Genomic DNA, 20,249 nt, shown 5'->3' on the forward strand with positions numbered 1-20,249 from the left:
GTGACGAGGGGTGTGCGTCGGGGCGACGCACCGAGCGTGGGAATGCGAGGAGCCGTAGGGTTTTCCATGTTCGGGTGTACGCGGGGGCGGGGCGGCGGGTCGCCGCTCCCGCCCTTTCTTCCGTAGGCCCCGTGCCGACGCCCTTTCGGTTTCCGCGACGAGATGGAGAACGGACCGCCGTGCGCGCTGCGGAGGTTTCCTCCCGCCGGGAGAACGTACGGGAAATCCTTCGGTCGTCAGGTCGGGGAGGAGAGCGGAAAAACGGAACACGCGAAACGGAGGGATGGACGATGCACGTCGCAGCGAGCTCCGCTTCACGTCCCGTGCGGCTTCACGCCCGGCGTGCGGCGGTCTTGTCGGTTCTCGGGATGGGCTTCGGCCAGATGTACAACGGCCAGTTCGCAAAGGGAGCCGTCCTCTTTGCCGGAGAGCTCGCGGCGCTCGTTTTGGGGTGGGCACCGTTTCGCCACGCAATGTGGGGACTCGTCACGCTCGGGGAGACGCCGCAGATCCGTCAGGGCGGCCGAATCGTCGTCGCGGGAGACCACTCGATCTTTCTCCTCATCGAAGGTCTGCTCGCCCTTTTCGTCTTCGCCCTCTTCCTCCTTTTGTATGCGGGGAACGTTTGGGACGCCTACCGAACCGGGGCGCTCCGGGATGAAGGGCGCAGGCCTCCGACGTTGCGGGAGGAAATCCGCATTTTCCTCGATCGCGGCTATCCCTTCCTTCTGCTCGCGGTTCCCGTGCTCTTCGTCCTCTTTACGATCGTCCTTCCCCTCGTCTTCGGCGTCCTCATCGCCTTTACGAATTACTCGAGTCCTTACCACCTCCCACCCCGTTCGCTCGTGAACTGGGTGGGGTTGGAGACTTTCCGGAACCTCTTTCAGCTCTCCACGTGGAGCCGGACCTTCTGGGGGATCCTCTGGTGGAACGTCGTCTGGGCTACCCTAGCGACGTTGAGCACGTATTTCTTGGGACTCGGGTACGCCGTACTCCTCGGATCGAAAGTGGTCAGGGGGAAGCGCTTCTGGCGCACCCTCTACATCCTTCCTTGGGCCTTTCCGCAGTTCGTGTCCCTCCTCATTTTTCGGAACTTCTTAAACCAGCAGTTCGGTCCGCTCAACCGGTTTCTCGTTTCCGTGGGGCTTCCCTCTATTCCTTGGCTTTCGGATCCCTTTTGGGCCAAGGTCTCCGTTCTCCTCGTGAACCTCTGGCTGGGGTTTCCGTACTGGATGATGCTCATGTCCGGCGTGCTTACGGGCATCGACCGGGAGCTCTACGAGGCCGCCGCCGTCGACGGCGCCCGGGGGTGGCAGGCCTTCCGCCACGTCACCCTGCCGCTCGTCTTCCGCGCCACGGGGCCGCTCCTCATCATGTCCTTTGCCTTTAACTTCAACAACTTCAACGTGATCTATCTCCTCACCTCGGGAGGGCCCGCCAACCCGAACTACTCCTTTGCGGGGCACACGGACATCTTGATCAGCTGGATTTACAAGCTCACGCTCGAACAGAGCCAGTTCAACATGGCTTCGGCGGTCTCGTTGCTCATCTTCCTCTTCGTCGCGGGAATCTCGCTTGTGAACTTCCGAAACACCCGGGCCTTTCGAGAGGAGGAGCTCGCATGACCTCCGTGCGGTTCTCGCGACTCGTCCAAGCGGCCTTGATCTACGCGATCCTCCTCATCACCGCCTTTGCGGTACTCGTTCCCATCTTTTGGATCGTGATGAGCTCCTTGAACCCCGGAAAGACGCTCCTCTCCACGACGTTCTTCCCGGACCGCCTTTCCCTCGAGCACTACGAGTACCTCTTTACGAAGACGGATTTCCCGCGCTGGTTTCGGAACACGCTCAAGGTCGCCACGGGAAACATGCTCCTTTCCACCTTCCTCGTGATCACCTCGGCCTACGCCTTTTCGCGCTTTCGCTTCCCTGGTCGTCGGTCGGGTCTGCTCGCTATGCTCATCCTTCAGATGTTCCCTGGGTTCATGGGTATGGTAGCGATCTACGTCCTGCTCCTCCACGTTGGGCTTTTGGATACGCTTTGGGGATTGATCCTCGTGTACGCCGGCGGCGCGGTTCCCTACGGAACGTGGCTCGCCAAGGGGTACCTCGACGGGATCCCCCGAAGCATCGAAGAGGCCGCCTTCCTCGACGGGGCTTCGCACACCCAGGTCTTCTTCCACGTGACGCTTCCCCTCACCTTTCCCATCCTCACGTTCGTCGCCCTCACGAACTTCATCGGACCGTGGATGGACTTCATCCTCGCCCGCATCGTCCTTCGCTCTACGGCAAACAAGACGTTGGCCCTCGGCCTCTTTGAAATGGTAACGGGTCGGGGAAATACGGAGTTTACGACGTTTGCCGCCGGGGCGGTGATCATCGCCCTGCCGATCACCCTCCTTTCGTTCTTCCTTCAGAGATTTTTGATCGAAGGGCTTACCGCCGGGGCGAACAAGACGTGAGTTCCCGTTCGGAGAGGGGCGTTTTCGCTCCTTTTCTCTTCGCCAGCACCGCAAGCTCAGGAGGTACTCGGCATGCACCCTACCCAAGGGAAATCGAGAGAACGAAAGGCGAGCTCTCCGGGATACGGGGAACGCGCGCTTGCCGGAGTCGTAGTTTTCCGGGGTTCCTACGTCCTCGAGGTCACCGGCGCGACAGACGGGATGTTCCGCCTCGTGTTTCGTCACCGCAGGGCGTGGTCTCTGGAAGCCCCACCCCGCGGGACGGCGGCACCGGTTCCGACCCTCTTGGAGGAAGGCGAGGGAGGGCTTCCTCCGTCGGAGGGGGAGTCCCTACGCCTCGTGTTCCGTCCACCCTCTCCGAGCTTGCCCGCGGCGACATCCGCCCTTACGGTTTTGGGACTCGGGCGCACCTGTCCGTGGCACGAGGAAGCACGACGGCAGGTTCCGCGGCTCGGAGAATTTCCCCTCTACCTCCAAAACGGCGATGCGCTCCTCGCCTTGGCGGTTCCCGAAGGAGATCCGGACGACCTCGCTTTTGCCCTGTTCTCCCTTGCTTCGGGATTTCCCTTACTCGCGGGAGAACTCGCGATGCCGCCTTCGATCCGCCGCGCGGACGTACGCATCGCCTTTGCCTTAGACCGGCAGGAACGCGTCTTCGGGGTCGGGGAGCTCAAGCCCGAAGAGAACCCCACGCTCGACCTCAGGGGTCGACGCATCCCCATCTACCACGACCATCTCCCGGGACCGTCGCATCTCGCCTTCCCCCTCGTCTACACGTCGCGCGGGATGGGGTTTTTTGCAGATCATCCCGCACGGGGACACCTCGACCTAGGGGCCTCCGATCCCACCCTCTTGGTATACGAAGGGGAGGGTGCGGCGCTTCCTCTCTACCTTTGGAGTGGCTCGAGCTTGGCGGAGCTCGTCGGCCGCGTCGTGCGCTTCCTCGGCCCCCCTCCCCTTCCTCCCCTCTGGCTGTTCGGCTACCTCCAGTCGAAGTACGGGTACCGCACGCGTGCCGAGGTGGAGGCGCTCGTGGAGGAGTTCCGCCGAAGGGGGTTGGGGCTCGACGCCGTCTTTCTCGACCTGTACTGGTTCCGTCGCATGGGCGATCTCAGCTTCGACGAAGAGGCCTTTCCCCGACCGGAGGAGTTCCTTCGCACCCTACGCGATCGGGGGACGGAGGTCGTGCTCATCGAAGAACCGTACGTCGTCGAGGGGAGCCGCCTCTACGAGGTGGGCCTGAGGGAAGGAGTCCTCACCCGTCGTCCCGACGGAACCCCTTACGTCTTCCCCTTTTGGTCGGGACGGGCGGCGCTCTGGGATTTCACGGACCCACGAGCGCGGAACCTGTGGGCGGAGGCGCACGAGCCCCTTTTGCGAGCGGGCGTGGCGGGGATTTGGACGGATCTCAACGAACCCGAAGACCACCCTCCGGACGCCGTGCATCGGGAAGGACCGGCCTCCCTCGTCCACAACGCCTTTGCGTACCGTATGCACGAAGCCGTGTTCGCGGCCTTTTCCCGCGCGCTTCCCGACGCGCGCCCGGTCGTCCTGAGCCGCTCCGCGTGGCCGGGATCCTGGCGTTTCGGGGTGGGAATTTGGAGCGGCGACACGCGGACGACGTGGAGTGACCTTGCCGCCCAGATTCCCGTCGGGATATCCGCCTCGCTCACGGGGTTTTTCCTGTGGAATTCCGACGTCGGGGGGTTTCTCGGCGACCCGCCGTCCCCGGAGATGTACGTGCGCTGGTTTCAATTCGGTACCTTCACACCGCTCCTTCGCCCGCACGGCGCCTTTCAGGATAGAGAACCCTGGGCGTTTGGCGACGAAGCGTACCGCATCGTCCGGGCGTACCTCCGCCTTCGCCGTGGGCTTCTCCCGTACTGGTACGCCCTCGCCCGCGAGGCGTCGACCGCGGGCGAGGGCGTACCCCTCCTTCGGCCCGCGTTTTGGGAGTCGTGGGCGTTTGCGGAGGACGCGGACCGTTCCTTCCTCGTCGGTCCGGCGATCTTCGTACGGCCGGTGGTCGAGCCCGGACAGGAGGCGGTGGACGTCGTCCTCCCGGGAGAGTCGCGGACCGCGTGGCTCGATGTGTGGACGGGGAAGGTGGCGCGCGGGGGAACGCGCGTGCGCGTATCGACTCCGCTCGCCAAAATCCCCCTTTGGCTGCGGGTAGGGAGCATCGTACCTGTCTGGGAGGGCGGGGTACGCGGTGAACGCGTCGGATCCCCCTGGGAAGAATTCCGTCTCGTCGTCGTTCCGCCGGGACTTTGGCTCCCTTCTTCGGAGGCCGTGGGAGAGCCGGAGGGGTCGTCGTGCGCCCGCTTGGGCTTTTGGTACGAAGACGACTTTTCCACCACGGCGCATCGAATCCGGGAAGCCTTTCGGGAGACCGAGGTGTTCCTCTGTGCGGCCGAGCCCCTCTTCCTCGAAGAGGATGGCGTTCGGTACCGTAGGGCGAAGCTTGTGCTCCGCGTGCGCCACGACCATCCAGACGTCCTCCCGCGCCGCCGAAGGCTTTTGGTAGAATGGTGGGGAAGACCGGCGGTTTGGGCCGTAGGACCGCAAGGTCGGCCGACGCTCGTCCGTTCGGCCAACGTCGATGCGCGTTCTGCGGGGCAGGCGTTGGGGGAACTCCTCTTCGGCGACGTTCTTCCCGTCGGACGGGCCGGGGCGGAGGAAGAGGTCCTTCGGCCGCAGGTGATCGACTTCGGGGAGATCCCCGCAGACGAAGACATAGCCCTTGAACTTTTGTTTGCGGATGACTGACGGTGGGGAAGACGTTGGGGGCCGAGGCGGGGCAAATGTCGATTTTGGGACAAGGAGGCGGCCGAAATGGCACGGGTACTCCTGGAACACGTCACAAAGCGCTACCCCAACGGCTTTGAAGCGGTGAAGGACCTCAACCTCGAGATCCGCGACGGCGAATTCCTCGTCCTCGTCGGCCCTTCGGGTTGCGGAAAGACGACAACCTTGCGGATGATCGCGGGATTGGAGGAGATCACGAAGGGAAACCTCTACATCGGCGAGCGCCTCGTGAACGACGTCCCTCCGAAGGACCGCGACATCGCCATGGTGTTTCAAAACTACGCCCTCTACCCGCACATGAGCGTGTTCGACAACATGGCCTTCGGCCTCAAGATGCGCCGCTACCCGAAGGAGGAAATCCGGCGGCGCGTCCAGGAAACGGCGCGCATGCTGGGCATCGAGGACCTCCTCGACCGGCGTCCGGCAGCCCTTTCGGGCGGCCAGCGGCAGCGCGTCGCCCTCGGGCGGGCGATTGTACGCGAGCCGCAGGTCTTCCTCATGGACGAACCCCTGTCCAACCTAGACGCCAAGCTCCGCGTCCTCATGCGGGCGGAGCTCAAGAAGCTCCACGAACGGCTCGGCGTGACCACCGTCTACGTGACCCACGACCAGACGGAGGCGATGACCCTCGGCGACCGGATCGCCGTGATGCACCGCGGCGTTCTCCAGCAGGTGGGCACGCCGGACGAGGTGTACCGCGATCCCGTGAACATGTTTGTCGCGGGGTTCATCGGATCGCCGCCGATGAACTTTCTCCGCGGGGTCGTCGCCTGGGAGGGGGATCGGGCCGTGTTTCGCCACGGGGGCAGGGACCTCGTGCTTCCCGAAGAGGTGGGTGCGCGCCTGCGCGCCTCAGGGGCGAGCTTTCCGCGCGAGGCCTACCTGGGCGTTCGCCCGCAGGACGTGCGCCTCGAAGGGCCCGAGACCTTGCGCATCGACGGCAAGGTAAACATCGTCGAGGACGCCGGGGCGGAAAAGTACGTCTACGCAGAACTTCCCACGGGCGAGGAATTCGTCGCCCGCCTGTTCGTCGGCGCGGTTCCCAAGGCAGAGGAGCGGATTTCCCTGTACCCCGATCCGCAGAGGTTGCACCTCTTCGACGCCGAGACGGAGCTTTCCCTCTTTGCCGCTCCCGTGGCGGTACGGGCGTAGCGATCCGTCCCCTCTCCGAACCCCGCACGCGCAAGTCGCGCGAAAGAAGCGGTACAATATTCCCGGAGGCCCCGGTGCCGCCCGAGCTCGGGCGGCTTCTCTGTTTCTCCGGAAGCGGGTACCGGGTATGCCGCTTCTGGAGATGTGCGGACAGATCGGGGGGGAATTCCGTGCTCCTTTACGCGCACCGCGGCGCTTCGCAGGACGCCCCGGAAAACACGTTGGCCGCTTTTCGCGAGGCGCTCCGCCAAGGGGCGGACGGCATCGAGTTCGACGTGCAGCTCTCGCGCGACGGGGTCCCCGTGGTGATCCACGACGCCGAACTCGGGCGCACGACTCGGGCTAAGGGATTTGTGAACGAGTGGGACTGGGAAGACCTCGCCCGCCTCGACGCCGGATCGTGGTTTTCCGATTCCTTTCGCGACGAACGCATCCCCTCGTTGGAGGACGTCCTACGCTGGGCGCGCATGACGGAGCTAAGGCTCAACGTGGAGCTCAAGAACGAATCCGGCCGCTTCGACCGGACCGCCCTCGGGAAAGTCGTCGACCTCCTGCGCAAGTACGACCTTGTGGAACGGACGGTCGTATCGTCCTTCGACCACACCCTTCTCGCCGTCCTCGCCCGCGAGTTTCCCGAACTCCGCCGCGGCGTCCTCTGCTTTGCCCGCCTGTACCGCCCGGAGGCGTACGTGGGGGCGTTGGACGCCGACCTTCATCCGTTTTACCTAGGGGTGACGAAGGACCTCGTGTCCGTGCTCCACGCCCGCGGGCGTGCCGTCCGTCCCTTTCCCGTAAACGACGGCTCGACGGCGCGCGCCTTTGCGGCGATGGGAGTCGATGCGGTGATCACGGACCGACCAGGCGAACTCCGTGCCGCCCTGGAGGGGCGGGTGTAGGGGGCGGGTTTTTCCTGTGGTAGGATAAGGGCGAGGAGTGACGGACATGGGGGAATTCCGCGGCGTAATCGACCTCGGATCCAATTCCGTGCGCCTGGTCATCTATCGCGTGGACGACCATGGCTTCCCGTGGGAAGTCGTGGACGTGAAGCGGTCGCTCCGGCTCATCGACCACCTGCGGGACGACGGGACGTTTGCCCCCGAGGCCGTGGAACTCGTGCGGGCTGCCGTCCGCGACTTTCTCGGACGGGCGGAACTCTTCGGCCTGGGGCCGGAGTCGCTCGTCGGCGTAGCCACCCAAGTCTTTCGCGAGGCGCGCGACGGTCCTATTGTCCTCGCTGCCTTGTCGCAAGAGACGGGGATCTCCTTTCGCCTACTCGCGGGCGAGGAAGAAGCCTTTCTCGGCGCCTGCGGGGCTACGGCCTTCCTTCCGTTTTCCCGGGGAGTCGTTGTCGACGTGGGCGGGGGAAGCACGGAGATCACCGCGTTTCGCGACGGGAGCTTCCGCGGAATCTCCGTTCCCTGGGGGGCCGTCGACGCAACGCGTGCGCTGTCGAGCGATCCGCCCACCCGCGAGTCGGTTGCCGCCCTGCGCCGCCGTATTTCCCGGGAAATCGCCGCGGAACTCGCCCGTCATCCCGAAATTCGTGCGGCACTGTCCGAAAACGGCAAAGACGCGCGGACGAACGCGGACGAGTGGCAAAGTCCGGTGCTCATCGGCATCGGCGGCACCGTGCGTTCCGTGGCGCGCGTTCTTCAGGCCCACGCGGAGTACCCGCTCCCCCTTCTCCACGGCTACGGATTTCGCAGGCGGGACCTCGAGCGCCTCGCGAAACACGTACTCACGCGCCCTTTGGAGGCCCGCCGACGGATCCGCGGGCTTTCCTCGGATCGCGCGGAGATCATCCCCGGTGGGGTGCTCGTCCTCCTCACCGTGTGGGAGGCGTTGGGCGCGGGGCGCCTCGTCGTCGGCGAACGGGGCCTTCGGGAAGGCGTGCTCCTCGCCTCCCGCTGTGCTGAGGGGAAAGCCGGTTCCGCCGGGCGTATGCGGCTCTTCGAGGCTTCCGCGCGCCGCCTGCGGGCGTTTTTCCCCGAAGGCGAGAGGTCGGGGGAGGCTCGGGCCCGTGCCGCGGCGGCCCTTCTCGACGCCCTCGAAGGAGCAGGGTACGAACGGTTGACCGCGGAAGAGCGGGAGCTCGTCCTCTGGGCGGCGCGTTTGCGCGACGTCGGGCGGGGAATCGATTCCCGCTCCTTCCTTTCCCATACGTTTTACCTCCTCCTCTACGGCCTTCTCTACGGCCTGACGCATCGGGAGCGGGTGGTTTTTGCCGCCGTCGCAAGCTTCTCCACGCGTAAGGCGACGCGCAAGGTCGTCAAGCCCTTTGCTCCGCTGCTTTCGCGGGACGATCGGCGTCGCGTCGTCCTCTTGGGTACGTTGCTTCGCCTCGCCGAACTTTTGGGGGAAGGCGGGGGGGACGTTCGCGCCGAAGTCCTTCCGCGGGGGAAGAAGGGCGCCACGCTCGTAGTTTCCGGAATGTTTCGCACCCCTTGGCTTCTTCACGCCCAGGCGCTAGAATGGACGAAAAAACTCGGGGAGGCCCTCGGCGTGAACCTCGACCTCGAGCTTGGGGAAGTCGATGGGTCCTTCGGCCGTGCACCTGCCGACATTTAGAGCGAACGGAGTGGGAAACGGAGATGGGCGCCCGAACCGGTGGCTCGGGGGAAGAGTTCGACCGACCGGAGCACTTCTTTAACCGCGAACTGAGTTGGCTCAAGTTCAACGAACGCGTCCTGGTGGAGGCGGAAGAGGAGGCCAACCCGCTCTTCGAGCGTCTGCGCTTCCTCGCGATTACCGCCTCCAACCTCGACGAATTTCTCATGGTGCGCGTAGGCGGACTGCGGATGCAGCTCCGATCGCCGGTTCCCGTCGTGGACAAAAAGACGCGGATGACGGCGCGCGAGCAGTACGAGGCCGTCATGGCCGAGACGCGCCGCTTTCTAGAGCGGCAGCTCGCCGTCTACCGCAGGCTTCTCGAGGAACTCGCGCGTGAGGGATTCGTCTTTTGCACCTACCGCGACCTTTCGCCCGAGGAGCAAGACGCCGTGGACGAGCTCTTCGAGGCGGAAATCTACCCCGTGCTCACGCCCATGGCCGTCGACGTGAGCCGGCCCTACCCCGTCCTCTCGGAACGGAGTTTGGGCTTGGCCGTCTACCTCGAACCCCAGGAAGGTCCCGGAGCCGAACCGATGTTCGCGTTCGTGCAGCTCCCTTCGGTTCTCCCGCGGGTATACGAGTTGCCGCCTCGGGAGGCGCCCGCGCCCGTGCCGGGCGAACCTTCGGAGGAGGGCGCGGGGGCGAACGAGCTTCCCACCTCTGCCGTACAGAGCCGGCGAACGCGGCGCTTCATCTTTCTCGAAGATGTGGTCCGGGAGAACCTGCAGAGCCTCTTTCGCGGCTACCGCGTCCTCGCCTCCGGCGCCTTTCGGATCACGCGCCACGCCGACCTCGAACTGCGAGAAGAGGAAGCCGACGATCTCATGGAGGAGGTGGAGCGGGAGCTCCGGCGCCGGCGCACGAAGGAGGCCGTGCGCATCGAAGTGGAGGCGGGGATCCACCCCTTCCTCTTGGACCGGCTTTTGGAGTGGGAGGAAGTCGGACACGAGGTGGTCTTCGAGGTGGACGGTCCGCTGGACCTCCGCTTCCTCTTTTCCTTCGTCGAGCGCTACGCCACCGAGGAATACCTCTTTCCGCCTCCGCCCGTGCTTCCCGTCCCGGTAGACCTGTACGGCGAGGAAGATATCTTTGAGGCGATTCGCCGCCGCGACCTCCTCCTCTACCATCCGTACGAACCGTTTGATCCGGTAGTGGAGTTCCTCGAAGAGGCGGCGGAGGATCCGAACGTTCTAGCGATCAAGCAGACGCTCTACCGGGTGGGGCCGAATTCGCCCGTCGTCGACGCCCTCGTGCGCGCCGCGGAAAACGGCAAGCAGGTGTCCGTCGTCGTGGAACTCCGCGCCCGGTTCGACGAGGAAAAGAACATCTCGTGGGCGCGCCGCCTCGAGGAGGCGGGCGCGCACGTGACCTACGGCCTTGTTGGACTCAAGGTTCACGCCAAACTCGCCCTCGTCGTCCGGAGGGAGGCGGAAGGGCTCGTCCGCTATGTGCACATCGGCACGGGGAACTACAACCCCCAGTCGGCGCGCGTGTACACGGATTTGAGCTACTTCACCGCCGATCCGCGCGTCGGCGAAGACGTCACGGAGATCTTCAACCACCTTTCCGGGTATTCCCGCATGCTCGAGCGGAGCGTCGTGCGCGTCGCACCCGACGACCTCAAGGACACGATGCTCCGGCACATCGACGAGGTGATCGCCGCCCACACGCCGGAAAATCCCGGGCGGATCATCGCCAAGATGAATTCTCTTACGGACAAGGAGATGATCCTCGCCCTGTACCGCGCCGCCGCGCACGGCGTTCAGGTCGACCTCATCGTCCGCGGGATTTCCTGCCTGCGTCCGGGAATCCCCGGCGTGAGCGAGCGAATCCGCGTCGTAAGTTTGGTCGGCCGGTTTCTCGAACACAGCCGCATTTTCGCCTTTCGTCACGCCCGGGCGACGCATGTGTACATTTCCAGCGGAGACTGGATGACGCGCAACCTCCACTACCGCGTGGAGGTGGCCGTCCCCATCCGCGATCGCCGGCTGAAGCGCCGGCTGCTGGAGATTTTGGAGCTGTACCTGCGCGACAACGTGAACTCCTGGGAACTCCTCCCCGACGGCTCGTACGTGCGGCGTTTGCCCGAAGAAGGGGAGGGGACGGTCGACGCCCAGCTCGACGTGGCGGAACTTTTGCGCAGCGAATTGCGGCGCATCGGTCGACGCCGGCGCGTGCCGCGGGCCAGGCGTGAAGTTCCGCCGCACCCCTAGTGGCTCTTACCCCTTTGACGTGGAAAAGGAAAGGAGGGACACCTTGTCCTTCGAGCCAGAGCCGAAACTCCGTGTCCTTTTTGTCTGCATGGGAAACATCTGCCGCTCTCCCCTCGCCGAGATGCTCTTTCGTCACTACGTGCAAGCGCTCGGCCTCGAAGGACGCGTGCGCTGCGACTCCGCAGGAACGGGAAACTGGCACGTCGGGGAGCCCCCGTGCGAGGGGACGCTTACCACGGCCCGCCGTCTGGGCCTTCGGTGGGAGGGAGTGCGGGCCCGGCAGATCGGCCCGCGGGACTTCGACGAGTTCGACTACATCCTCGCCATGGACCGCGAAAACCTCGCCGCCCTCGAACGGCTTTTGCGCGCCTACCGCGTGCGCCCGCGGGGGAAGATCGACCTCCTCCTCGCATACGCCCCGCACGTGGGGACGGATGAGGTTCCCGATCCGTACTTCGACGGCCGGCACGAAGAGGTGTACGTCTACATCGACGAAGGGGTGCGCGCCTTTCTCCGGCACCTCCTCGCGGAGCGCCCGAACGAGCTCGGCCTTACTTCCGAGGAAGCTCAAAGCGCCCTCCGCCGTCTGGAAGCGCTGCGCGCGAGACCTTGACGGCCGAAAGGAGGGAAACCGTGGGAAGCGAAGCGCAGGCGCTAGCCTTTGCCCGCGATCTCCTCGCGCGCCAAGGCGTCTGCCCTTCGGACGGGGAGGTTTGGCGCCGCCCCGTCGCCGGAGGGGATACGAGCGCGGCCTTTCGCCTGGAGGCCAGCTGCGGCAGCTTCTTCGTGAAGTGGGTGGAGGCGGCCAAGGCCGATGTACTCACGGCGGAAGCGGAGGGGCTTCGCGCCCTCGGCGAAGCGCTCCAGAATGCCGTTCCTTCTGAGGGCCGAGATGCCGCTCCGTCGTGCGCCGTACCCCGGGTGCTCGCCGTCGGTTCCCAAGGCGACGGCGGGGTTGCCGTGCTCATCCTTTCCTGGATCAACGCGGGCCCCAAGCCCGAGAACTCCGCCGCCTTGCTCGGCCGCTGCCTCGGAACGCTCCACCGCGAAACGGCGCGTTCTTCGCCGCCGCGCTACGGCTTTTTTCGCGACACGTACATCGGCGGGCTAAGGCAGCCGAACGCCTGGGGCGAAGCGTGGCCGGAGTTTTACGGCACGCGGCGTTTCCTCCCGCGGATCGAGGAGGCCGAACGCCGCGGCGTCATGCCGCCGGAACGCCGTCGCAAGTTCGAGCGGCTTTTAGGGAGGCTTCCGGATCTCCTCCCCTCCCGTCCGCCGGCCTCTCTCCTTCACGGCGACCTCTGGTCGGGAAACTGGCTGGCCGATTCGGACGGTCGCGTCTACCTCATCGATCCCGCCGTCTTTTTCGGCGACCGCGAACACGACCTCGCCATGGTCCGCCTCTTTGGCGGCTTCCCCCCGTCCTTTTTTGCCGCCTATGCGGACGCGTACCCGCCTGAACCTGACTTTTCCGAACGCGAGCCCATCTACCGCCTGTACTACCTCCTCGTCCACCTCGTCCTCTTCGGGGAGATGTACGGGTCGGCGGTAGACCGGATCCTCCGCACGTACGCCTGAGGAGACCTTCCTCAGGCGTTTTTTCCGAGTAGGTCTTTGCTTCGGGCGAGCTCTTCGGCGAGCCTCACGAGTTCTTCGGCGGCGGCGGCGACGTCGTGCAGGGCGTGCGCGAAGCGCTCGGTGCTCTCTTCGGTGTGCGCCGCCGCCGCACGTCCCTCCTCCATGTGGCGGGAGATCTCGGCAAGGGCTCCCCCGATTTCCCGGAGGCGTTCGCGCGACGCCTTGAGTGCCTGTTGCGCCTCCTCTACGGCCTTCGTCACGCTTTGTACGGAAACTTGCGCCCGCTTCACCCGTTCTTCTACGAGGCGCAGCTGGTCCTTCGTGTCGTCGGCGAGGCGGCGGACTTCTTGGGCGACCACGGCAAATCCCCGCCCGTGCTCGCCGGCCCGCGCCGCTTCGATGGCGGCGTTGAGGGCGAGGAGGTTCGTGTCTTCGGCGATGGCGCGGATGATCTCCGCGAGCGGACCGATGTCCCGTGAGAGTTCCCCCAGGTCGTTCGCCTTTTCGGCGATCGCCTGCATCCGCCCTTCGAGCTCCGCGGCCGCGGACTCCGTCTGCCGAAGCCTTTCGAGGCCGTGTCGAGAGCTTTCGGCACTTTTCGCGGCGAGGGTGTGGCTCTTGGTGCTCAGTTCTCTGAGGACTTCCACCTCGCGGCCGAGCTCTTCAAGTGCGGCACCGGTTTCCTCCGAAACCGCGGTGAGCCGTTCCGCCGTGCGGAGGAGCTCTTCGCGCGCGGCTTCTTTGGCACTCTCTGCCGCACGAATCTTTGCATCCTTCAGTTCTTGGTAGCCGCGGCGGACGAGGATCATCTCCAAAAGGAGAATCCTGTACAGGGCGAGGCGGACCGCCTCCGGCGGTGCGGGAAGATCGTGCGCGGGGATCGTCTCCAAGATCCGGAGAAAGGTTGCGTAGAGGACGGAAAACGAGGCGAGGTATACGTCGAGGGGGAGGTCGATCCGCTGGTGCGCGGCTACGACCGCCTGCCGCCGCGCAAAGTACTCCCCATCCACGCGTCCGGCGAAGAGGTCTTCGAGGTGTTCGTGTAGGGTCGCCTTGAGGCGATCGAGCGTCGTGTGGCGGTCGATGAGGGTTTTGAGTTCCGGGATCCGGTACACGTGCGTGTCGTAAAAGACGCCCACCACCTCGCGCAGGCGAGGGCGGACGAGAGGACCTACGGCGTGCAAGACCCCCAGGTCGTGCGCGGTAAGCCCCAGGAGCCCGACGACGGTTTCGATACCGGGAAATCCCGCGCGTACGTCGAGTACTCCCGGGGGTACCTTCTTTCCGTTTACCTCTCGTTGCGCGCCCTTCCGGAAACGAATCCGCACGTCGGCTACCTCCCCACCGTGTTGCCTTTTGGGAAATGGGCGTCGCACACCTGTCCGGAGCGCCGCGGCGAGTCGGACCGGCAGCGGCATCGTCCCGTATACACGTTGAAAACTGGCAATAATCGGTCCTCCGGTGGCGTTTTCAAGGCATCAGGCTTCGTTTTCTTGTTTCGGAAGTTTTCGCGAAAAGTTGAGGAACACGCCGCGGGCCCAGCCGACGAGGAGGTAGGTGACGGGCGTGCCCAGGAGGGTGAGGAGGACTTTGATCGTGTATTCGGTGGCGATGATCTCCCAGATCGCCGAAACCGGCGCCCGGCCGAGAAAGGCGACGAAACTGAAGAGCGTCGTGTCTACGAGCTGACTTACGAGCACGGCGACGTTGTTGCGCAGCCAGAGGTGGCGGCCGCGGGTGAGGCGGCGAATGTACAAAAAGAGGCTCACGTCGAGAAGTTGGGAGACGGTGTAGGCGGTCATCGAGGCGACGGCGATTCGCGGCGCGCTTCCCAGGACGGCGGCGTAGGCCTCTTGGTCTGCGTAAAACGGCGCAGGGGGGAAGGCGACGGCGAGGAGGTACATGAGGGAGGCCGTGAAGTTTGCGGCGAGCCCGAGCCAGATGATCCGCCGCGCCACGGGCTTTCCCCAGACTTCGGCGATCGTGTCCGCGAGGAAAAACGTCGGCGGATAAAAGACGACGGCGGCGGATGCGTACGTGATGTGGAAGTCGACGATTTTGGAAGCCGTGACGTTGCTCACGAGGGAAAAGGTGACGAAAAAGCCCACCAGGACGAGGAGTCGCCGTCCCGGCGGGTCGAGGGGGTACGGGTCGAGGCCTACGTACGACGGGCGCCGAAAGCGCACCGCGATTCCTCCTTCGCGCAAGGGGCATGTGTGTGAGGGGTTACGGCAACACGATACCGAAAGCAGATCCGCCGCACGACGCCGGGCCCTCATTGGCGGTCAGACGGATTCGGCGTTCACCGCGGTGGCGGGGCGGATGCCGAGAAGGCGCAGGCTGTTCAGGATCACGAGAATTGTAGAGCCCTCGTGCCCGACAACGCCCAAGGGAAGGGGAAGGGTGAATCCAAAGTTCACGCCGATGAGAAGCACGATCACCGAGGCGGCGAAGAGGAGGTTTTGCTTGACGATGCGCATCGTGGCGCGGCCCAGGGCGATCGCGTAGGGGATGCGCTCGAGTTCGTCTTTCATGAGGACGACGTCCGACGTCTCCAACGCCACGTCCGTCCCTGCGGCGCCCATGGCAATCCCGATGTCCGCGTAGGCGAGCGCCGGGGCGTCGTTGATTCCGTCGCCGACCATGGCGATCGGGCCGTAGGCTTCCCGCAACGCGCGCACGTGGGCGAGCTTATCCTGCGGGAGGAGCTCTGCCCGAACTTCGTCGATCCCGAGTTCCTCGGCAATGCGCCGGGCGACCGCCTCCCGGTCTCCCGTGAGCATCGCCACGCGGATTCCCATGCGTTTTAGGGCCTGCACGGTCCGGCGGGCTTCGGGGCGCAGGACGTCCCGAAGGCCCACGATACCCAAGATCTTTCCGTCCCGTGCGATGTATACCACGCTCTTCCCCTCTCGCGCAAGGTCCTCCACCCGCTCTTCCCAAAGGGAACGTTCTTCCGCGGGAAGGTCGTGGAAGCTCACGTGGCGGGCGTTGCCGATGCGGTACGTCTGCCCGGCGATTTCCGCGAGGATTCCCTGCCCTGCGACCGCCGTGAGCTTATCCGGCGCGCCGTAAGCGACGCCCTTCGCGTCGGCGTAGGCGAGGATTGCGCGGGCGATGGGGTGCTCCGAACGGCTCTCGGCCGTGGCGAGGATCTCGAGGAGGGTTTCTTCGGAAACCTCCGGCGCCGGCAGGACGTCGGTCACCCGCGGCCGTCCGAAGGTGAGCGTCCCCGTCTTGTCAAAGGCGACAATGCGCACCTTCCCCAAGGTTTCGAGGTAGCCGCCGCCCTTTACGAGCACGCCGTGGCGAGACGCGCTGGAGAGGGCGGAAAAGACTGCCGGACTGATGGAGGCCACGACGGCGCAGGGCGAGGCGACGACCATAAACACGATCGCCTTGTACACCGCTTCGGAAAACGGCATGCGGAACACCGTGGGCAGGAGCGCGATGAGGAAGAGGGTAAGGCCGAAGACCACGTACACGTAGTAGCCTTCGATGCGTTCGATGAGGCGTTGTGCCGGCGGCATCTCCGCCTGCGCGGCCTCGACGAGTCGGACGATCTTGGCGAAGACCGTCTCCTCCGGACGGCGTGTGGCCTCGACGACGACGGCACCGCCGATGTTGAGCGTACCGGCGAAGACTTCCGCACCGGTCCCCTTGTCCGCCGGGACGGACTCTCCCGTGATCGTCGCCTCGTTGATCGTTGTCTCACCTTCCACGATCACGCCGTCTACGGGGACGACCTCACCCGGGCGCACGAGGAGGCGCATGCCCGGCCGAATCTCTTCGACGGAGATGCGTTCTTCCCGCCCGTCCCGCAGGAGGGTGGCCTCTGTAGGCGCGGCGGAAAGGAGGGAAGAGAGGTCGCGGCGGCTTCGGGCCATGGAAATCGTCTCCAGAGCGCCCGACAGGGCGAAGATGAAGATGAGCATCGCCCCTTCAAACGGGTACCCGATGGCCATCGCAGCGATCGCCGCGCCGAACATGAGGGCGTCGACGGTGAGCTTATGTTCCTCTCGGAGGATCGTCCAGGCTTCCTTGGCCTTGGAGTATCCCCCTACAACGTAGGTGAGGACGTAGGCGCCCATCGCCAGGGGCTTCGATATGAAGGAAAGTCCGAGAGAAAGGAACATGAGGGCGCCTGCCGTAAGTGCGAGCACGAGCTCGCCGTAGGCGGACCAGTTTTCGCGCAACGTCCGCACGATGCGCGTAAAGGCAGAGCCGCGGGGAGGTACTTCCCACGTCGGGGTGCGGAGCGCTTCCTTTCGCGGTTCGTCCCCAATCCGAGCGGCGGGCTCTCCGGATGGACCGGAAGTTACGCGAACTTCGGGACGTTCTTTCGTGACCGTCATCCTGGCTTTCCTCCTCCAGGCGCGCGAACCGCGCGCCCGCAATTTCAAGGTTCCCCCGGATTGGGCTTTCTCCCTGTACGGGTGACGGTCCGAAACCGCCGTTCCCGGAGGCGAGAGATCCTCGTACCCGCGGACGAGTTTTGGTCTCGGGGAAGTCATTTAGAACTATACCAAACTAATACTCGGTTGTAAAGAGCAAATGCCATGAACCGTCGAGAAAAAATCCGCGGGAGGTTCCGTCCCGCGGCAAACTCGGGTTTTGACGCGGCCCGATCGCCTTCCATCACCGCCCGGTCCGTGAGAATCTCCGAAATCGTTTCGGGGGGAGGTCAATCGCCTTACGGATCTCCGTCGTAGGCGGCCGAGAGGTCGCGGCGGAGGGACTTGGGGTAGAGGTTTTTGCCGGTACCCGCCCGAAGGCGCACCCAACCCGCGGGGAAGTCGTCGTACACGAGGAGGGCGTGGCCGTCGGTTTCCCCCGGAAACGCGAGTTCTTCTCCGCGGAGGTAGCGGATGAGCGCCTTTTCGTCTATGCGGATGCCGCGCACGCGCCCCAGGAGGTCTTGCGGGAGTGCCGCGGCGAGGGCGTGTTCGGGGAGGAAGCGGTCGCCGCGAACCCGCCCGAGGAAGAGCCCGGGGAGCAGCACGCGCATCCCCGCCACGTCGCGCAGAAAGGATTCTGCGTCGCCCCAGAGGTCGGGGAGAAGGAACACCTCCTCGTCCCGCAGGTAGATCCGATCCGAAGGGACGAACCGCAAGGCTTCCCACGCGTCGGCACCCACCTCCGCGAGGAAGTTGGAAAAAAGCTCGGCGGCTTTGCGCCGGGCGCGATATTCTTCCTTCGTCGCTGCGAATTTGCGGGGCGGAGGTGCGGTGTCTGCTTCCGCGTCTTCTTCGGCGAAGTCACTTTTTTCGAGCTTTGCGAGGCGGGCGACGAAGTGACCGTCTCCTTCCACGCGGTGCGGCCAGAGGCGTACCGCGTCTTCCGAAGACAAAGGGGGGAACGCCTCGCTTCCCCGTAGCCCTAACCGTTCGCGTTCGGCAAAGGACAAAGGCACGACCGCGAATTCCGGGTGCGCTTCGAGAAAGCGGGCGACGACTTCCTCGTCTTCTTCGGGGGCAAAGGTGCACGTACTGTACACGATGCGCCCTCCGGGGCGCACGAGGCGGGCTGCGGCGTCGAGGAGCTCGAGCTGGAGCTTTTGTTCTCGGAGGATCCGCCCTTCGCTCCAGTACGCCCGCGCGTCTGGCTCACGTCGGAAGAGCCCCTCTCCCGAGCAGGGAGCGTCGACGAGCACGGCGTCAAATCGCTCCGGCCACCGCCGGGCGAGCCGTCGGGGTTGTTCGACGGTGACGAGGGCGTTCGGGACGCCGAAGAGCGTGAGGTTCTGTACGAGGACGTGGGCGCGCTCCCGCTTCGCGTCGTTTGCCACGAGGAGCCCCTGCCGGTTCAGGCGGGCGGCGATGTGCGTCGCCTTCCCTCCAGGTGCGGCGGCGAGGTCGAGCACGCGTTCCCCGGGCCGTGGCTCGAGGAGGACGACGGGGAACATCGCCGAGGGGTCCTGGATGTAGTAAACTCCGAGGGCGTGGTACGGGTGCAGCCCCGGCCGGACGCCCGGGGGAACGACAAAACCTTCTGGGCACCAGGGGACGGGCGTGAGGTCGAAGGGGAGCCGCCGTGCGCGGTGTTCGACCTCTTCCAAGGGTACTTTGAGCGTATTGAAGCGAATGCCTCGTGCGGGCTGACGGTGAAGGGCGCGGAAGAACTCCTCGGCTTCCGGGCCGAGGAGGGCGCGCATCCTACGGACAAAGGCGCTGGGGAGGAGTGCAGCGAAGTCGGTCGTCGAATGCGGTTCTGCCATCGGTTTTGTTCCTCACGGCCTTTCTTTCCCTCTTGTCTGCGGGCGGAACTCGCGGTACCGTGGAAGCGAAGGCTCCGGGTTTCGAACGTGCGAGACGGCCTCGTTGCGTTCGATCGGACTTGGTTTCATTTTCGCGAACCGAGGAGAAAGGGGCAAGCGTCGTCCGTGAGCGCGGGAACTTCAGATTCGATCCTCTACGTCCGAGAACTCTTGGCGCGCTTCGGCGCGCGGATCTACCTCGGAAATCGCCGGTGGGAGCTCGAACTCATGGAGGAGGAACTGGACGAGCTCTTCGAGAGTGGCCTCGTTATGCGCGAAGAGTACCTAAAGGCCAAACGCATTCTCTCCCGAGAACTCCGAGAGCTCGACCGCCCTTTTGATGCCTCGGAATCCCCGGGAGAGGGGGACGTGCCTCCGTAAAAAAAAGCCCCCGCGGATTTTCGGGAGCTCGAGGTCTTCGATCGGCAGTCCTGAGGGCACCCGCCGGTCGGCCGCACCGACCAGCCGAGGTGCCCTTACAGTTCGACCGCCTGAATTGCCGAGAGGATCTTCTGCGCGATGATGTTCTCGGGTACGGCGCCCTCTTGTTCCTCGACGTCGTTGATCACGGTCTTAGGTACGCCGTACACGCCGTAGCGATCGGCGAGCTCGGGGAATTCCGTCGCCTCCACCATGTCGGCGCGGATGTGCGGGTTGGCCATGGCCATCGCGTGCGCGATCCGCACCGCCCGCGGGCAGTAGGGACAGGTGGGGGTGACGAACACTTGGATGTGCACGGGCTTGTCGACGGCCTCAAGCGCCTTGAGCGTAGACGGTTGGAGCATGTTCTTGCCCGTGCCGAGGTCGATGATGTCTTCGATGAGCGAGGTGAATTCGTACCCCGAGGGGATCCCGCAGAAGCGGACGCCCGTGTCCGTCCCGTCTTCCCGAACGAAGACGATCGCCGGAAACTTTTCCACGTTGTAGCGCCGGATTTCCTCCTGCGCCTCGTCGTCCGCGGCGTTGTAGTAGGAGACGTGGAGCTTATCCGTGAGCTCGGAGAGTTCTTCGAGGATTTGCTTGGTCGCCTCTCCGAAGTCCTTGTTCTCCAGGTTGCTCCAGAAGAACTTGATGTACACGTCCTGTGTCATTTGGGAGAACCATCCGCGGATCGTCTGTTTGTCCTTTTCCCCGATGAGCCCCATGGCCGACATCACCTTCCTCGAACTTG

15 protein-coding genes are annotated in these 20,249 nt (G+C 64.8%); 10 read left to right on the forward strand and 5 right to left on the reverse strand.

Going from position 1 to position 20,249, the window contains the following annotated elements; genetic code table 11:
• Positions 1-290: 290 nt before the first annotated feature.
• From C7438_RS06445 to C7438_RS06485, 9 genes are all read left to right on the forward strand, one after another.
• Positions 291-1,625 carry a carbohydrate ABC transporter permease gene (locus C7438_RS06445; RefSeq protein ID WP_121444692.1) on the forward strand — a complete coding sequence of 445 codons (1,335 nt, stop codon included), beginning with the start codon at positions 291-293 and terminating at the stop codon, positions 1,623-1,625.
• On the forward strand, positions 1,622-2,461 hold the full coding sequence (locus C7438_RS06450) for a sugar ABC transporter permease (protein ID WP_121444559.1): 840 nt from the start codon (positions 1,622-1,624) through the stop codon (positions 2,459-2,461). Before C7438_RS06445 ends, C7438_RS06450 begins: the two co-directional genes overlap by 4 nt.
• A 72-nt stretch (positions 2,462-2,533) precedes the next feature.
• The gene (locus C7438_RS06455) at positions 2,534-5,230 is read left to right on the forward strand and encodes a glycoside hydrolase family 31 protein (protein WP_121444560.1); all 2,697 of its coding nucleotides are present in this window, start codon (positions 2,534-2,536) and stop codon (positions 5,228-5,230) included.
• A 66-nt stretch (positions 5,231-5,296) separates the two neighbouring features.
• A complete protein-coding gene (locus C7438_RS06460) occupies positions 5,297-6,421 on the forward strand; it encodes an ABC transporter ATP-binding protein (protein WP_121444561.1) in 1,125 nt (374 codons plus the stop codon).
• 170 nt (positions 6,422-6,591) lie between these two features.
• A complete protein-coding gene (locus tag C7438_RS06465; RefSeq protein ID WP_170143611.1) occupies positions 6,592-7,317 on the forward strand; it encodes a glycerophosphodiester phosphodiesterase in 726 nt (241 codons plus the stop codon).
• Between the two features lie 46 nt (positions 7,318-7,363).
• Positions 7,364-8,989 carry a Ppx/GppA phosphatase family protein gene (locus tag C7438_RS06470; RefSeq protein ID WP_147402007.1) on the forward strand — a complete coding sequence of 542 codons (1,626 nt, stop codon included), beginning with the start codon at positions 7,364-7,366 and terminating at the stop codon, positions 8,987-8,989.
• Between the two features lie 23 nt (positions 8,990-9,012).
• Positions 9,013-11,244, forward strand: coding sequence for a polyphosphate kinase 1 (gene ppk1, locus C7438_RS06475; RefSeq protein ID WP_121444563.1), 2,232 nt, complete (start codon positions 9,013-9,015; stop codon positions 11,242-11,244).
• A gap of 43 nt (positions 11,245-11,287) precedes the next feature.
• On the forward strand, positions 11,288-11,857 hold the full coding sequence (locus tag C7438_RS06480) for a low molecular weight protein-tyrosine-phosphatase (protein ID WP_211322117.1): 570 nt from the start codon (positions 11,288-11,290) through the stop codon (positions 11,855-11,857).
• 20 nt (positions 11,858-11,877) lie between these two features.
• The gene (locus C7438_RS06485) at positions 11,878-12,822 is read left to right on the forward strand and encodes a fructosamine kinase family protein (RefSeq protein ID WP_170143612.1); all 945 of its coding nucleotides are present in this window, start codon (positions 11,878-11,880) and stop codon (positions 12,820-12,822) included.
• An 11-nt stretch (positions 12,823-12,833) separates the two neighbouring features.
• Here the strand turns inward: C7438_RS06485 and C7438_RS06490 are convergent, their stop codons facing one another.
• The 4 genes from C7438_RS06490 to C7438_RS06505 form a co-directional block, all read right to left on the reverse strand.
• The gene (locus C7438_RS06490; RefSeq protein ID WP_170143613.1) at positions 12,834-14,150 is read right to left on the reverse strand and encodes a globin-coupled sensor protein; all 1,317 of its coding nucleotides are present in this window, start codon (positions 14,148-14,150) and stop codon (positions 12,834-12,836) included.
• A 150-nt stretch (positions 14,151-14,300) separates the two neighbouring features.
• On the reverse strand, positions 14,301-15,008 hold the full coding sequence (locus C7438_RS06495) for a queuosine precursor transporter (RefSeq protein ID WP_211322118.1): 708 nt from the start codon (positions 15,006-15,008) through the stop codon (positions 14,301-14,303).
• Between the two features lie 99 nt (positions 15,009-15,107).
• Positions 15,108-17,177, reverse strand: coding sequence for a heavy metal translocating P-type ATPase (locus C7438_RS06500; protein WP_211322119.1), 2,070 nt, complete (start codon positions 17,175-17,177; stop codon positions 15,108-15,110).
• Between the two features lie 338 nt (positions 17,178-17,515).
• A complete protein-coding gene (locus C7438_RS06505) occupies positions 17,516-19,039 on the reverse strand; it encodes an RsmB/NOP family class I SAM-dependent RNA methyltransferase (protein ID WP_121444567.1) in 1,524 nt (507 codons plus the stop codon).
• A gap of 165 nt (positions 19,040-19,204) precedes the next feature.
• On the opposite strand from C7438_RS06505, the gene C7438_RS09265 reads away from it, so the two are divergent.
• Entirely contained in the window at positions 19,205-19,459 is a 255-nt protein-coding gene (locus C7438_RS09265) for a YqgQ family protein (RefSeq protein WP_211322120.1), read from the forward strand.
• A 95-nt stretch (positions 19,460-19,554) separates the two neighbouring features.
• Here C7438_RS09265 and pdo read toward each other — a convergent pair whose 3' ends face one another.
• Positions 19,555-20,223: a protein disulfide oxidoreductase gene (pdo, locus tag C7438_RS06515; RefSeq protein WP_121444696.1), complete on the reverse strand. Its 669-nt coding sequence runs from the start codon at positions 20,221-20,223 to the stop codon at positions 19,555-19,557.
• Between the last annotated feature and the right edge of the window lie 26 nt (positions 20,224-20,249).

Source organism: Brockia lithotrophica (assembly GCF_003633725.1).
Classification (GTDB): Bacteria; Bacillota; Bacilli; order Thermicanales; family DSM-22653; genus Brockia; species Brockia lithotrophica.